Below are 15,296 nucleotides of genomic sequence, written 5' to 3' on the forward strand. Positions count from 1 at the left end.
AATGGAAAATGTCGGACAAAGCATTCGTAAAATAGATGGAATGGCAATTGCCATGGGCAAACCTGTGTATACTGAGGATTTAGCTATGCCTAATGCTTTAGTGGTAAAAATCCTCAGAAGCCCACACGCTTTTGCCAAGATTACGTCAATAGACATTTCCAATGCGGAGTCTTTAGAGGGTGTAGAATGTATCCTGACCTTTAAGGATGTCCCGAACGCTCGATTTACTTTAGCTGGTCAATCTTATCCTGAACCTTCACCCTACGATCGTCTAATCCTTGATCAGATTGTGCGTTATGTAGGGGATGAAGTGGCTATCATTGCGGCGGTAGACGAAAAAACTGCGCTCTTGGCTATGAAAAGAATTAAGGTTAAATATGAGGTGATGGAGCCTGTTTTAGATTTTGAGCAGGCCATTGGGCATCCTTCAGTCGTTCATCCTGAAGAGGACTTAAGCTGTAACTTTGAGATTGGACTGCAAAAAGAAAACAATATTACATCTTCCTCTCATGAAGAAGTTGGAGATGTTGACGAAGAATTTAAACGTTGTGCTGTGGTGGTAGAGGATGTCTATTATCCACAAGCTCAAGCGCATACTATGATGGAAACCTATCGGGCCTTTACCTACTTGGATCATGCAGGGAGGTTAATTGCAGTCAGTTCTACACAGGTCCCCTTTCATATTAAAAGGCAGTTGGCAAGAGCTTTACAAATCCCGGCAAGTAAGATCAGGGTGATCAAGCCTAGAATAGGTGGTGGGTTTGGCGGAAAACAAACCGGGGCAGGGGATGTATTTGCCGGCCTTGTAACTTTGAAAACAGGAAAGCCAGCGATGATCATTTATGATCGAAAAGAAACCTTTAGCGCTACAACAAGCCGTCATGCCATGAGATTAAAGGTTAAGTTAGGTGCAGACCAAGAGGGCTTTATTAGAGCTATCGATATGCAGGTTTTATCGGATACTGGTGCATATGGAGAGCATGCTCCGACTGTTTTAGGTTGTGTAGGGCATTACACGCTCCCGCTTTATAATAAAACAAGGGCGGTACGGTTTGACGGGAAGGCCGTATACACTAACAAAATGCCAGCTGGGGCTTTTAGAGGATATGGAGCAACTCAGGGTACATTCGCCTTAGAATCGACTGTAAATATGTTAGCTGAACAATTAAAGATGGATCCCACGGAAATTCGCCTTAAAAATATCAGTAAAGTTGGGGAAACTTTTCTTACCGGGCAGGGAGTCATGCTAGGCAGTTCAACCTTAGATCGCTGTATTGCCAAGGGCAAAGAGCTGATTGGCTGGGAGGAAAAATTCCCGCGTCGGGAAGTCGGTTACAATAAAGTGAGAGCAGTAGGGATGGCGATCACGATGCAAGGCTCAGGGATTGCTAATATTGGGACTGCCTCTGCTGAAATTCGCTTAAATGATGATGGAAATTTCACTCTGCTCACTGGGGCTACGGATATGGGAACGGGCTGTGACACAATTCTCAGCCAGATGGCTGCAGAGATCTTAGAAGTTCCCATGGAGAAGATCATTGTTCATGCCGGAGATACGGATACTTCTCCCTATGACCCAGGTTCTTATGCTTCCAGTACGACCTATGTTGCGGGGGGAGCAGTGGTGAAGGCTTCAGAAGAGTTGAAACATAAAATACTAGCACAGAGTGCAGCAATTTTAGGGGTTGCCCCTCAAGACGTCGAATTCGATGGCTTAGCAGTCCGTACTATAAGCGGGGATCAAGAAATAAGCTTTGCTAAGCTAGCGGAACTTACCATCCTGGGTACGGGAAAACTTCAGTTAGTGGGTTATGCTACGCAGGGGTGTGAAGTATCCCCACCGCCTTATATTGCAGGGTTTGCTGAAGTAGAAGTTGATCAAGAAACTGGAAAAGTAGACTTAATTGACTATGTGGCAGTCATAGATTGCGGTACAGTGATTAACCCAAATCTTGCGCGTATTCAAGCCGAAGGCGGGATTGCTCAAGGAATCGGAATGGCCCTCTATGAACAGGTAAGATATGATGAGATAGGAAAGATGGCTACGAACAGTTTTATGCAATATAAAATTCCCAGTCGCAAGGATGTCGGGAAGGTTCGAATAGCCTTTGAAGAAAGCTACGAACCCACGGGTCCTTTTGGGGCAAAATCAATTGGAGAAGTGGTGGCTAATACTCCGCCGCCTGCCATTTCTCATGCAATTTATAATGCTGTCGGTGTTAGAGAGAATCATTTGCCGATTACTCCGGAAAAGGTTTTCTTAGGAATGCAGAAACTATAGATCATAAGAGACTGGGGAAGTTACAACCGCCAGATATAATGAGAAGAGCATTTTTGATTCACAAGTGGAGTCTTTGGTCCGCTGAAGTATCAAAAATGCTCATTTTTTGTTGTTTCTGTCGATTTGCACATCCATAATAATGTATACTGTGATAGATAAGATAAGCCGAGAGGTCGTGGTGAAATGACTGAAAATAATAGATTCAGTAAAGAAGGGTTCGTTTCAAAAACCGTAACTCTTCCTCGTTTGAATCGTTTGAGCCCCTCCCTGGAAAGTACAGCTCTTAAAATTATGGAAGAATCCGGTGAGCTAGCTCAGGCAATTGGTAAACTTAGAGGGCTCAGTGGAGAGAGTCAGCGGATGAAAGAAGAGGAAGCCATGCAGATGGTGGCTCGAGAATTGGTAGATGTGGCTCAGACAGCAGTAACAATGATGTTTGTTTTGGAAGAGCAATATGGAATTAATTTGGAAGCTATTTTAAAAGAGCATTTAGAAAAACTACGGTATAAGGGATACTGTGATTAAGGTTCTTAGTATTCAATCTCTTGCTGGAAGGACATTTTGAGTATGTTCCGGAGTTATTTTGCCATATATAGGTTGTTTAATTTGTTTATGTGATTCAAGTCACGATAAGTCAGTTTAGAGTTTAGTATAATTCAAGGTAATAAATTAAAGGACTATTCTGACTAACGGAGAGGGGTTGTTCTAAATGCTGTCAGGTCAAGCTGTAACAACCGCCATGGGCATTTTGCCGCACACTGATTTACCAGAGGCTCAGAGATTGGCGCTGAGTTTAGATATTCCGTTTTGGCCTCAATTACCGCGTTTTCGATTTAAGGAAGATATGTATGCTCAATTTGCCGAGCATTTCCCAGGTATCATAGTTAATGAAGAAAAACAAAGTCTTCATTTCTCCCATGAACGCTTTGCACAGGAACTTGACGAATATCTCGAGGCTAGTATTAGCCCAGATTACTTTGCATTATCTGAAGAATCTTCAGCAGCGTTTAATGGATTTTTAGCTCAGGATCTGTCCTCCTATAAAATGATTCATGGGCAGACAGTTGGTCCAATTAGTTTTGGACTGAAAATCTGCGACGAAGAACGAAAACCAATGATTTACAATGATTTTGTTCGCGAAATTCTATATGATTTTCTTCATCATAAGATAACTTGGCAATATAATCAATTGAAGAAGGTTCATTCTACACCCTTTGTTTGGCTGGATGAACCAGGATTAGAAATGATCTTTAACTCGCTAAGTGCTTATACTTCAGAAGTTGCTCAAGTGGAATACGGGGCTTTCTTGTTTAAACTGCCGGGTCCGAAAGGTGTCCATTTATGCGGGAATCCTGATTGGTCCTTTCTATTAAAAGCAGATATAGATATTCTTTCGGTCGATGCTTTTAGCTGGGGACACATTTTGGTTCGTTACATTGATGAAGTAAAAGAATTTTTGAGACGGGGAAAAATAATCTCCTGGGGAGTCATCCCCACTTTGACCAGCGAATTAAGTTCAGAGACCATCCAATCACTGACTGCTCGTTTGCTTGATTTATGGAAGTTTCTTAACCATCATGGACTGGATGATAGTTTGATTTATGATCGTTCCTGGTTAGCCCCGTCTCGTTGTTGTCTTATTAATAGGGATGGAAATGCCAGTATCAATCGCTCTTTTGAATTGTTACAAGAAATATCCCAAAACCTGAAATTAAGATTTGCGTAACTGCTAATATACAGAAACATTGGCTGAGATACCATTCTTTCAGCCTTTTTTGTTTCAAATAAAATTTCTTTCATAGGAGTGGAGGAATTCATCGGAATTTACCGAATGTTGAAGATAGATGGAATGTTATAAAACGGAGGGTTTTTAATGAAAAGGATTGCCCTGGTGACAGATAGTACAGCTGACCTAACGGAAGAAGTTAAAAAGGATTTTGATATTCATGTAATCCCTCTTAAAGTGAGGTTTGGAGTGCAGGAGTATTCTGATGGGGAGCTTACAAGTGAAGACTTCTATCGACGTTTAATGGAAGATAAGATACTTCCAAAAACATCACAACCAACTCCGGAAGAGTTTAGCTGTTTATACAGTAAGTTGCTAGAGGAATATCAAGAAATTATCTCCGTGCATATATCTTCTGCTTTGAGCGGTACATTTAATGCTGCATATCTGGCCAAGGAGAAGTTCAAAGAAAGGATCCACCTCGTAGACTCAAAAACCATTAGCCTGGGTGCAGGACTAATGGTAATGGAAGTTGCAAGGAATATTAAAGAGGGTCAAGATACTGAATGGATTCTTGAGAACATTAAGAAGGCCAGAAAAAATATCGAAACGCTTTTCACTTTAAATACGTTGGAGTACCTGCAAAAGGGGGGGCGTATCGGGAGGGTTCAAGGTTTCATGGGCTCGCTCTTGAATATTAAGCCAATCATCCGGGTAGGAGATGACGGGGTATATCAAACCTATGGAAAAGCGCATAGTCAGAAGAAGGCGTTAGATAGTGTTGTGCAGGCTTATCAAGATTTAACTAAAGGCAGGAAACCAATCCGATTGGTAGTAGCTCACGGTGCTGCACATAAGGCTGGAACATATCTGAAGGAAGCTTTAGAATATGCCTTTCAACTTCAGACAACGGTTTTTACTCAGGTGGGGCCAGTTATAGGGGTGCACACTGGGCCGGGAACGGTGGGAGCCGCTATTCAGTTCGAGTAAAAAACTAAGAACCCATGGGATAAAATCTCAAGGGTTCTTTTTATACTAACAGTATAAACTTTCTGGTGAAGGTCCCTTCTCGCCATCCTGCAAGAAGGCTAATCCGTGCGAAGACAGTGTCTGCAAGAAGAGTAATCCGTGCGAAAACAGTGTTTTCGTGGGCTCCAAGGAGACTTGGCCGTCCATGGCGATGCTTGTGGTTGGGTGCTAGATAAGTTTTATTTATGATACTATTTAAAAATCTTTGGCAATATAATTAGGAAGATAATAATTTAAACATGATATAAGCTTGGAATTGAGTAGATTGGCCTCTGCATATAATTAACTAATATATTGTTCGGTTGGAAGGGTGAGTGCTGCATAATGGGCTATTTGACACTGACATTAGCGATGGTAATTATAGTATCGGTGGGTTTTTGGTCAAGAAACCGTCGTCTCAAATCAGAGAAGAGACAAAAACAAACTGTACCCAAAGTCTATCCTTTATCAAGAACAAAGAGCCAGACTAAACTGCGTAGAATCAAATAGGGTTAAGCGTGTTGATAGGTACCTGCTAAAGGCTTAACCTCTGTCTCCCAAAGCGCTTGAGTGGCAGCAGAATTTAAGTTAGGCTTTTTCATCATGGCTTTTAAGAAATCTTCTTGTTGTGCAGAATTGTTATAATTTGAAATCTGAGTTAAGGCGAATTGAGCAAAGTCACGAACTATAAAGCTGAAAATTTCATCCAGTAAGGCGGAAGAAATAGTATGGATTTTGGAGTTTTCCAAGATCAGCTGGGCATAAACAATTAATGTAAACATTTCACCTAAAGCGAGCATATAGTCAATATTTCTTAGCTGTTCCTGATTAGGGCTGGCTTGTTCTAAGAAGGAACGGAAGAGTTCAATTTGTTCTTGAAAAACAGTTACATTGGGGACTTGAATTCCTTCGTAGGCCAAACGGTAGTCTGGAAAACGGACAGACGCAAGTTTCCCTGCCTTTTGACGGAATAGATAGGAATCGTCTGCAAGATCGTCCCGTTTGGGAATAATGGGGTATTCTTGAGGATTAAAGAAATAGTTGTTAATAAACTTAATTACGAGGGCAATATTTACATGAGTCGTCCCTTCCAAGCGAGGAATCATACCGATGTCCCGGATGGCCGTTTCAAAATATGTGTCTTGTTCAAATCCTTTGGCAGCAATAGCATCGAGGAGCATTTCAATAATTTTCATCCCCTGAGTAGTAACTTTCATTTTTTGTATGGGATTGAAGAGTAAATAACGTCTGTCGTTGTCAGTGGCAGAACGGAAATAATCTAAACTTCTTAAGGCATACAACTTCATGGCAATCAGTCGGGCATAGGATTCAGTGAAAATTTTCTGGATATGTGGAAAATCAGTGACCTTATTACCGTATAATTCACGGTTTGAGGCGTGATTCAAAGCTTCATAATAAGCATGGGTACAAATACCTATAGAGGCAAATCCTAATTGAAATTTGCCAATGTTAATACTAGAAAGGGCAGAATCCCAAGCTAAAGGCCCACTTGATAGAATCTCATTCTGAGTGATTGGATAATCGATCAGTTCGTAATCTCCTACATAGGCGGCACGAACCCCAGAAGTTGAGATTTTTTTAATTAATTTGTAGTTGCGGTGTTGACTATCGACGATAAAAAATACGTAATCTTTAGAGTCGCTATATTTAGCGAAAGTCGATACTAGTGCTGCTTCATTAGCATTACCAATATAGTACTTTCCACCGTTAGCACGGTAGTTCCCTTCGCTAGTCGAAGATAATGACATTTCATTACTGTAAAGATCTGCACCATGAGCTTTTTCGGATAATCCGAACGCAAAGATAGCACCCTCTCTTAGTTTTTCTGCCGTTAAGTGTTTTGCTTTTTCATTATCTCCCATCCAAATCGGTCCAAGTCCAAGAATGGAAACCTGGTAAGCGTACTGATACGACAAGGAATAAAATGCACTTATCTCGTTAAATTCACAGACTCGACTTAGATCAAATCGTGAGTCAGGTGCACCATATCCTGCCGGGGTTAATAAAGTAGAAAAAATTTGTTCTTTTTTAATTAGTTTTAAGAAATCCGTATACCATCGACTTGCCTGGTCATCTTCTTTGATGCTTCTGAGCCCTTTTTCCTCAAAAAAAGCAATAGTTTTCTCCATTATTTCCTTTGATTGAGAATCTTTTTGCGGACTTTCATAGTTTTGTGGATTAAGTAAGAGGGACACCAACCTCACACCTTTCTTCTAATTGATATAATGAATGACCGTTCATCAATTATCATAATTATCTCATAAATTCCGAGAATGTAAAGTAAACATTTTCGTATCTTGTAGCAGTAGGCTCCTTAGCTTAAACCTTTCTAATCAGACCCATCAACTTAATAAGGGGTATGATTATCGTGATTTATCAAATAATAGCATATGAGAATCGTTTGATAAGTTAACAATGGGTTCTGATAATAACTCTAATTTATATTAATTTCAATTGATTATATGCCTATTAATAACTAAAGTGGCGAAGATGATTTAGAGAGAATGTGAGGAAGAAATTATGAACAATAACGAATTCCAACTTGCTACCTTTGCGGGAGGCTGTTTTTGGTGTATGGTCAAACCGTTTGAAGAATTGTCTGGCATTGTTAAAGTGGAGTCAGGATATACTGGCGGGAATTTAGAAAATCCTACATATGAGGACGTTTGCTCTAAAAAGACAGGGCACTATGAGGCGGTACAAGTTACCTTTGATCCACTTTTGTTGTCTTACACTCAATTATTAGAGGTTTTTTGGAGACAAATTGACCCTACAAACCCAGGAGGACAGTTTGCTGATCTAGGGCAAGCCTATAGAACAGCCATTTTCTATCATAATCAGGAACAGAGGAATTTTGCCGAGCGGTCTAAAGAAAATCTGGAAAAAAGCAAGAGATTCCAGAATCCTATCGTAACGGAAATTATACCAGCTGCGACGTTTTATCCCGCTGAAGACTATCACCAAGGTTATTATAAGAAGTTTCCATTAAGATACGGTGCCTACAGACAAGGATCAGGACGGGATACGTTTCTCAATGAACATTGGAGTCAGGAAAAGGAACAAGAAAAGGAGCTAAAAGCTAAACTGTCAACGTTACAGTATGAAGTTACTCAAAAACGAGGGACAGAACCACCTTTTCAAAATGAATACTGGAATAATGTCAGAGAAGGAATTTATGTTGATGTGATATCTGGGGAGCCTCTTTTCAGCTCTCAAGACAAATTCGATTCTGGTTGTGGGTGGCCTAGCTTTTCAAAACCTCTCAGGCCTGAAGAGATAAAGGAAAAGCCTGATTTTAGTCATTTAATTAAGAGAACTGAGGTTGTGAGTGCAAAATCGGATGCACATCTCGGGCATGTCTTTGAGGATGGTCCTGAGCCAACTGGGCTTCGTTACTGTATCAATTCTGCAGCTCTGCGGTTTATTCCTAAAGAAGTACTAGTTGAAGAGGGTTATGGAAGCTACTGTGAAATGTTTAAATAAAGAACATAAATAATTTGATCCGAGATTCATTATTAATGTAAAACCTCCTGGTCTTTCGACCGGGAGGTTTTTATAGTTGATTAAAATTATTGCCAATAATACAGATAATTTAGATTTTATAGTATAATATAGCTATAAATTATGTAACTTTTAGATTGAACTATATTTTTGAAAACATTAATTTAAAGTTATGCAACGATAAGTAAGATTGAAATACTAATATTCTGAAAGGAGTGTGCGAGTTTTGGAGAAATTATTGAAACAAAAGGGGTTTACTAGAATTTTATTTGATACTATCCCTCAGTTAGCCTTGCTCCTTGATCCAAAGTGCCAGGTTCATGCTTTAAATCGATCGGCAAAGGCCTTCTTCGGATATAAGGGGGGAGAATTTAAGGAAGCAAGTTGTGGTGAAGTTATACGGTGTGTTCATCATCGAGACCATCCTCAAGGGTGTGGATTTAGTTCAGTTTGTCCTAAATGCATAGTCAGGAATACAGCCTTGGACGCGATTGTGGGAACAGAAACTCGTCGAGCAAAAGGAAAACTGGAATTTCTTACAGGCCAAGAAATGGCGATATTAGTTAGTTCCTCGCCCTTTGAATATAATCAACAGGGATATGCAGTTATTGTTATAGAAGATATTTCTCTGATTACAGAGTTAGAAGGACTTATTCCAATATGTGCATCTTGTAAAAAAATTAGAGATGATAAGGGCTACTGGAATCGAGTTGAGAGTTACATAGAAGCACATTCTGAAGCGGAATTTACTCATGATATTTGTCCAGAGTGTTCCGAAGAATTGTATGCTAATATGCAAGCAAAGATCAGAAAAAGAGAAAAAACCTCCTCGGTTTGACCTGGGAGGTTTTAATATATGGATGTCTACCAATTGTTACGCGGGGCGGGGTGGAAGCAGTCCCGACAATATACCGGCTTCTCACCAGACGGTCGAAACGGAACTGTGGTTTCCTTTCCACATGTAGCACAGGTGGCAGGGAACATTTCCCGTTCTTGACGGTTATTGTTATATCCGCCCGAAGAACGATTCTGAGCCTTTTTTTCTGCACGGCATTGGGGACATCTTCCGGGTTCATTCGTAAACCCTTTCTCTGCAAAGAATTCTTGTTCTGACGCGGAGAAAACAAATTCTTGGCCACAATCCCGACAAGTCAAAATCTTGTCATTAAACATAAATAAACACCTCTTTAGTTCTTAGTGGATATCGTCGTGTTCAGGAAACTGCAAAATTACTTCCTGATGTCACGCACCGATATATAGAGTATAACCAAAGTTATGTTTTTTTATCAACGTTAGCATGCTTGTGATTAAGACCTTGATCGATGGATACCTTAATTGGGATTATTGATTCTCTGATATTTCAGGGTCTGATATCACCTTGGGCGGTTGTGGACGGGTCGCTTTGACGACAAGGTAAATACCGCCTAAGATAAGCAAGAGTGGAATTAAACTCCCTCTAAGTAAGTTGTAATAATCCCAGTTTCCGATCAGACGAGGTAAGAATGAATATCTGTCTATTTGCCTTATAAGGCTGAGAAGGCCGATTATTATTATTGTAGATCCAATTATGCGACGATTTTTTAAAAGAGGAGTATAGTCAAACAATTGACGGTCAAAGAGATCCTGATCGACGATAGTCTGCCCGTTTTCAAACTGCTTCCTTAAATGATGGCTCTCAAAGAAACTGAAAAACCAAGTGGGTATTACTATAAAAGGAATGAGGAAATCCAAACCAATAAAGTTGATAAGAGCGATTCCGCCAAAGGTGATGATCATCAGCTGAAGACCACGCCGAAAAAGGCCCAAATGCATGTGCGCAGCACCAGGAATCAGACTGTAGCAGAGAAATAGGAATTTCTCTAGAAAGGTTTTTCTAGGGATGCCCACAGGTGAATTTGTTGACGCTGGGTTGAAACTGAGATTTTGTTCAAGGCACTTGCGGCAGGCGGTTTTATCGTCTACTTTAATCGTGCATTCCGAGCAGATTGGATTTTTACATTTCACGCATATGGCTTGGGCTTCTTCATTGGGATGATATTTGCAATTCATGGGTAACCCCCCTTTTTCTATTTTGACAAACTCAGAGATTCAATTTTTTCAAGAGCGTCGTTAGCAACTTGGCTCATTTTATCGAAGGGTATAGTGAATTGCTTACCTAGCTCGGTATGCAATTCGGTCATCTGACCGTTTTCAGATCCAGGGTTCAAGGTGGTTAGGTTCAGGGCGAAAAGGAGGATTCCTGCTGCGATCATGCTAACGCCCCAGTTTTTCAACTCGAAAAGGTGGAAGGGGTTAGTGCTAACGATGTTTTCCCTATACCGATGCTTATCAATAGCCTTCATAACGTTGATTTTGATATCTAGAGGAGGACAGAGGATTACTTGATTTTTTGCCAAGCTCTCTAATGTCTCCTGAATAATTGCAACGATACTGCGGCATTCAGGGCAATTCGATAGATGAGAAGCCATTTCGTCTCGTTCTGCCTCGCTCAAACTGTTCTTAACGTAGCTGTGCCAGTTGTCTCGACTTCGATAACAGGTCATGGTCTTCACCTCCAGAAGATGTAGGTTGGAGTTTGTCTCTTAACATTTTTCGACCCCGAAACAAGCGGGTTTCCACCGTTCTTTTGGGTATTTCCGTTATGTCTGCAATTTGTTGGGGACTGAAGTCTTCAAAGTAGTATAGGATAAGGACTGTACTGTAGATTGCCGGCAGGCTCCCGACTGCTGCGTGTACTTCAGAGGTAATCTCCTGCTGTAGAAACAAGTCTTCTGGGCTGTCTTTGTCAGAACAGAGATTATCCAGACTGAAAGATTCTACATATGTGGGTTTTTTCTTCCGACACCAATCGAGGCAATGGTTTATTGCAATTCGGTAGAGCCAAGTGGAAAACGCAGAGCGCTGTTTGAATCCAGCCAAATTGTTATAGGCCTTGATAAAAATATCTTGGGTGAGGTCTCGGGCGTCTTCAACATTCTGAGTATAATAATAAACTGTCCTATATAGCCCTGTCTGATAGCGCTCCACGATATCTCCATATCGCTCGCCATTTCCTGCTAGGATATATTTAATTAATTCTTCATCCCCTTTGAGGATGTTTTGAGCTTCATCATCATGCAAATACCGTTCACCGCCCTTGCTATCTTTTAGACGTATTAATGCTGGATTATACTTCAATTTAAATGAAATTCTTAGCTGAATTCTTAAAAAGAAGAACCTCACCGGTCTTTTGACTGGGGAGGTTTTCCTTTAGGTGACTAGCCAATTATATATAGAATAGAGTTTAAACAGGTTGTTTCACCTTGCGCTGAAAATATAGAAATATCGGGAGAGGAACGATAATCCAACCGAAGCTCTTAATTAAGCTATTTTGTGCTCTTTGTTTGGTTAAGGATCGTTCATCATTAACAATTCGATCGTATTGCTCTTTTAACTCTGCATCACTTAGAGTTTGAGTTGGATTAGCAGGCGTTGGAATCTCTCCTTTATATTGGGGTTGCATCTTATATTGCTCAAAGCTCTGATAATAACCAGATGGTGCTACAATATCAGCCACGGCCATAAAAGCAGCTACTGTCCCCCCAATCGTCATCATCAACGTTGCGAATAGTATCAAATAAACATAGACAGTTTTAATCATTTCATTACCTCTTTCCACAGATTCTTCGTTGCCTTTTTTAATTCCTATCACACTTGCTATGATTAAAATGATAAGTACTAAGGGTACGATACCGATCAGAATGCTCATTGTTATGTTGACCACCTCACTTTGCTTTATTATTAAGTAGATTTACTTCTACAGATTTCACTATAAACCCTTTTTAATGTTTTTAGTAAAGTTTGATTTTATTTTTTATGCTGGTTTACCAAGCTGTAGTTTATACATATTAATGATAAAAGTCACCCAGGGGTAAGATTAGATATATTGTTTTTGGACAGATTAAGGCATAATTAGTATAAAGAATTATGGGGAGAATGGGATTTGAACATATTAAGTAAATTTCTCACACCATCTCGGGTGTTGGTTGTAGGGTTTGCTTTGCTCATCTTGTTTGGGACATTATTACTTACCTTACCTCAAGCTACTCAAGACGGATTAGGCTTACCTTTTTTGAATGCGACGTTTACAGTGACTTCTGCGGTTTGTGCTTGCTCAGAAAAAGAAAAATCAAGCAAATTTAAATATCCGGATGAACGAATTCTGATTGGCTAAAGGAGGTAGTTGTTAATGCGTAGACAATTCGTAGTCATTGGATTAGGCAGATTTGGAACAAGTGTCGCAAAAACCTTAAGCGACTTAGGACATGATGTTTTAGCGATGGATAAGAACGAACATGCCGTCCATGCCATCATGAATGATGTGACCCAAGCGGTACAGGCTGATGGACGAGAGGAAGAGACACTTCGAGCTTTAGGAGTGCGAAACTTTGATGTTGCAATTGTAGCGATGGGGGATGACTTAGAAGCAAATATTTTGATTACACTGATGTTGAAAGAAATGGGAATTCCTACTGTAGTTGCCAAAGCTCAATCGTCTCAGCACGGAAAGGTTTTAGAAAAAATCGGAGCAGATCAAATTATTTATCCGGAACAAGATATGGGGCTACGCTTAGCTCATAACTTAATTCGATCGAATGTCATGGATTTTATTGAATTATCACCAGATTATAGCATTTTTGAAATTGCTGCTCCTTCCCGTTTTCTTAAGAAAACGATTGGAGAATTAGATCTAAGAGCTGTGTGTGGAATTAATGTCATGGCCATCAAGAAGAAGGGAGAGCATATAATTGTTGCGCCAGGAGCAGAGGATGTCATAGATGAAAAAGATGTATTGGTCATCGTTGGAAGTAAGAATGCACTTTCGAAATTACCTGAATAATACAGGCATGCCTTAAGTCAAATAAACAGTGATGCAATTCCAAATAAAATCGTGGTTATGCCTGCCGCAATTAACGATGGTTTTAACTTTGAGTGCGCATATTCCATTACTGGCAGATCAAGTATTGCGCAGAGCGTTATGGAATTATCACTCAAAGGGGAGGCGAAAGCTCCAAACGTTCCACTCGCAAAAACGGCGCCAATGACGAGGATAATATTTGATCCGGTTTGGTGGGCGAGAGTTACTGCGAGGGGCATTAACAGGCCCCAGGTTCCCCATGATGAACCAATAAAATAAGCTATAAAGCTCCCTAAGATAAAAACTACAGGTGCTATAAAGGTTTCGGGGATCCAACCAATCAAATTTGAAGCAATATAGGTGGAAAACCCTAAATCTTCAGAGACGGCGGATAAGGCCCAAACTAAGGCAAGCATAAGGATAACAGAGACCAACTCATTGCCTCCATCAATGAAATGAGTAACGATTTTTGCAACGCTGAAACGTTGCAAAAGGAAAAGAAGCAAAGATAAAAATAATGTAACGAAGAGTGCCTCAAGCATAACTCCAAGTGCGTCTGCCTTAACAAAGGCATCAAAGAAACTTATTGCCTGAGCCTGACCATTTCGCCAACTTAAATACAAAGTCATAACTAAGATTATACCCAAAGGCAATAATAGATTTAGAGGCTTGCTGGGAGTATCTTTTTCATAAGCTTGTATACATTTTTGCAACTCTTCTTCCTCTCGCTGGGCATCAGAATCTTCAACCATATCTCCTTGCATATGATTGCTCATTTCTCTAAAAAAGCTATAGTAAATTCCTATTCCAATAATAATAAGTGAAAAAAAGTTAAAAAGTATACTCTTTATGAAGATACTATAAGGGGATTCATTAATGCCGACCTGTTGCAACGCTGTCCCTATCAAAGATACCATATATCCGACAAAGGCAGTCGCTACAGGTACAAGCGCAACAACCGGATTTGAGGTGACTTCAATCATGAAGCCGATCTTCTGAGTGGAAATCGGTAATCTCCTTTTCAGCAGTTTCATGATAGGTGCGACAGTTACAATTCGAAAATTGGGATTATTAAAGGTCCCAATTGTTGAAAGCCATATAAGAAGCATAGCCGAGCGTTTTGTTTTTACTTTTCGACTTACTAAGTCAACGAAACCTTTAATTCCTCCAGTCATCCTGGTTAAATTAATGAGGCCAGCAAACACATAGAGGAAAATAATTATACGTATATTATTGGGTTTTACCAGATTGTTGATCAGATAGGAGATAAGTGTCATAATGCCTCCAAAGAGATCCGGTTGTATAAGATAACTTCCGAGGATCAAACCCGCAAACAATCCTGGCAGAACCTGTTTAGTTAAGACCGCTATTGGAATGACAACGATAAAAGGCAAGAGTGAAACCCATGAATTTTCCATGTATGACCTACTTTCCGTTTCCGAGTATTTATAAATCTATCTCAAGACTAATTGTATTAAAATTTTACTAATATATTATCCCCAAATTGGCAATCATATATTAAGGTCGCAATCGCAATCATCGATTCCTTGACACAATCAAAGAAGGAATCTCTAAATATTTATCGAATTGTAACAGATATGATTTATTGTTTGTGAGTAAACTTTAATTTGATAAGGGGATTTTATTTTGGAAAGACAGCAAAGCAACCCGAGTCGTATGGTCGTCATTGAAGACAAACGCAGTGGTGAACGTTTTCTGGTTGACCTCTTAAGGGGGCAAACTTATGACAAAGAACAATATACTAAAATTACCTATGAGGTCCCGTTAAAAAAGGAATTCTGGGATTTGCCTCGATTAACTAAGTCTAAGTAAGTGAGTAATTTTTGAGAAAAACATCCTGA

The 15,296-nt window shown here is 40.0% G+C and carries 16 protein-coding genes; 9 read left to right on the forward strand and 7 right to left on the reverse strand.

What is annotated here, in order from left to right:
* Window position 1: 1 nt before the first annotated feature.
* The 4 genes from M8E35_RS05255 (at window position 2) to fakB (ending at window position 4,997) form a co-directional block, all read left to right on the forward strand.
* Complete coding sequence (locus tag M8E35_RS05255; protein WP_252467748.1) at window positions 2–2,281, forward strand: xanthine dehydrogenase family protein molybdopterin-binding subunit; 2,280 nt, start codon at window positions 2–4, stop codon at window positions 2,279–2,281.
* A gap of 183 nt (window positions 2,282–2,464) precedes the next feature.
* Complete coding sequence (locus M8E35_RS05260) at window positions 2,465–2,806, forward strand: MazG-like family protein (protein WP_252467750.1); 342 nt, start codon at window positions 2,465–2,467, stop codon at window positions 2,804–2,806.
* A 184-nt stretch (window positions 2,807–2,990) separates the two neighbouring features.
* A complete protein-coding gene (locus M8E35_RS05265; protein WP_252467752.1) occupies window positions 2,991–4,007 on the forward strand; it encodes a uroporphyrinogen decarboxylase/cobalamine-independent methonine synthase family protein in 1,017 nt (338 codons plus the stop codon).
* 147 nt (window positions 4,008–4,154) lie between these two features.
* Window positions 4,155–4,997 carry a DegV family protein gene (fakB, locus tag M8E35_RS05270; protein ID WP_252467754.1) on the forward strand — a complete coding sequence of 281 codons (843 nt, stop codon included), beginning with the start codon at window positions 4,155–4,157 and terminating at the stop codon, window positions 4,995–4,997.
* A 530-nt stretch (window positions 4,998–5,527) separates the two neighbouring features.
* On the opposite strand, the gene M8E35_RS05275 is transcribed toward fakB, so the two are convergent.
* Window positions 5,528–7,231, reverse strand: a complete 1,704-nt coding sequence (locus M8E35_RS05275) for an acyl-CoA dehydrogenase family protein (RefSeq protein WP_252467756.1) — start codon at window positions 7,229–7,231, stop codon at window positions 5,528–5,530.
* Window positions 7,232–7,556: 325 nt separating this feature from the next.
* Between M8E35_RS05275 and msrB the strand changes: the two genes are divergently transcribed.
* Both msrB and M8E35_RS05285 read left to right on the forward strand, forming a co-directional pair.
* A complete protein-coding gene (gene msrB, locus M8E35_RS05280; protein WP_252467758.1) occupies window positions 7,557–8,519 on the forward strand; it encodes a peptide-methionine (R)-S-oxide reductase MsrB in 963 nt (320 codons plus the stop codon).
* 244 nt (window positions 8,520–8,763) lie between these two features.
* The gene (locus tag M8E35_RS05285; RefSeq protein ID WP_252467760.1) at window positions 8,764–9,375 is read left to right on the forward strand and encodes a nitrogen regulation protein NR(II); all 612 of its coding nucleotides are present in this window, start codon (window positions 8,764–8,766) and stop codon (window positions 9,373–9,375) included.
* A 26-nt stretch (window positions 9,376–9,401) separates the two neighbouring features.
* Here M8E35_RS05285 and M8E35_RS05290 read toward each other — a convergent pair whose 3' ends face one another.
* From M8E35_RS05290 to M8E35_RS05310, 5 genes are all read right to left on the reverse strand, one after another.
* Complete coding sequence (locus M8E35_RS05290; protein WP_229248573.1) at window positions 9,402–9,710, reverse strand: zinc-ribbon domain containing protein; 309 nt, start codon at window positions 9,708–9,710, stop codon at window positions 9,402–9,404.
* Window positions 9,711–9,878: 168 nt separating this feature from the next.
* Window positions 9,879–10,586 (reverse strand): B-box zinc finger protein, encoded by a 708-nt coding sequence (locus M8E35_RS05295; RefSeq protein WP_252467762.1) that lies wholly within the window; start codon window positions 10,584–10,586, stop codon window positions 9,879–9,881.
* A gap of 17 nt (window positions 10,587–10,603) precedes the next feature.
* Window positions 10,604–11,080: an anti-sigma factor family protein gene (locus tag M8E35_RS05300; protein WP_252467763.1), complete on the reverse strand. Its 477-nt coding sequence runs from the start codon at window positions 11,078–11,080 to the stop codon at window positions 10,604–10,606.
* Window positions 11,037–11,714, reverse strand: coding sequence for an RNA polymerase sigma factor (locus tag M8E35_RS05305; protein WP_252467764.1), 678 nt, complete (start codon window positions 11,712–11,714; stop codon window positions 11,037–11,039). The genes M8E35_RS05300 and M8E35_RS05305 overlap by 44 nt, the downstream gene beginning before the upstream one ends.
* A gap of 106 nt (window positions 11,715–11,820) precedes the next feature.
* A complete protein-coding gene (locus M8E35_RS05310) occupies window positions 11,821–12,285 on the reverse strand; it encodes a hypothetical protein (protein ID WP_252467765.1) in 465 nt (154 codons plus the stop codon).
* 234 nt (window positions 12,286–12,519) lie between these two features.
* On the opposite strand from M8E35_RS05310, the gene M8E35_RS05315 reads away from it, so the two are divergent.
* Together M8E35_RS05315 and M8E35_RS05320 are read left to right on the forward strand one after the other, a co-directional pair.
* The gene (locus M8E35_RS05315) at window positions 12,520–12,750 is read left to right on the forward strand and encodes a hypothetical protein (protein ID WP_309446443.1); all 231 of its coding nucleotides are present in this window, start codon (window positions 12,520–12,522) and stop codon (window positions 12,748–12,750) included.
* A gap of 15 nt (window positions 12,751–12,765) precedes the next feature.
* Entirely contained in the window at window positions 12,766–13,416 is a 651-nt protein-coding gene (locus M8E35_RS05320; RefSeq protein ID WP_252467766.1) for a potassium channel family protein, read from the forward strand.
* Between the two features lie 17 nt (window positions 13,417–13,433).
* Here the strand turns inward: M8E35_RS05320 and M8E35_RS05325 are convergent, their stop codons facing one another.
* Window positions 13,434–14,852, reverse strand: a complete 1,419-nt coding sequence (locus M8E35_RS05325; RefSeq protein WP_252467767.1) for a Na+/H+ antiporter NhaC family protein — start codon at window positions 14,850–14,852, stop codon at window positions 13,434–13,436.
* Window positions 14,853–15,081: 229 nt separating this feature from the next.
* Between M8E35_RS05325 and M8E35_RS05330 the strand changes: the two genes are divergently transcribed.
* Window positions 15,082–15,267: a hypothetical protein gene (locus tag M8E35_RS05330; protein WP_034600576.1), complete on the forward strand. Its 186-nt coding sequence runs from the start codon at window positions 15,082–15,084 to the stop codon at window positions 15,265–15,267.
* Window positions 15,268–15,296: the final 29 nt, after the last annotated feature.

Source organism: Desulfosporosinus nitroreducens (assembly GCF_023897015.1).
Classification (GTDB): domain Bacteria; phylum Bacillota; class Desulfitobacteriia; order Desulfitobacteriales; family Desulfitobacteriaceae; genus Desulfosporosinus; species Desulfosporosinus nitroreducens.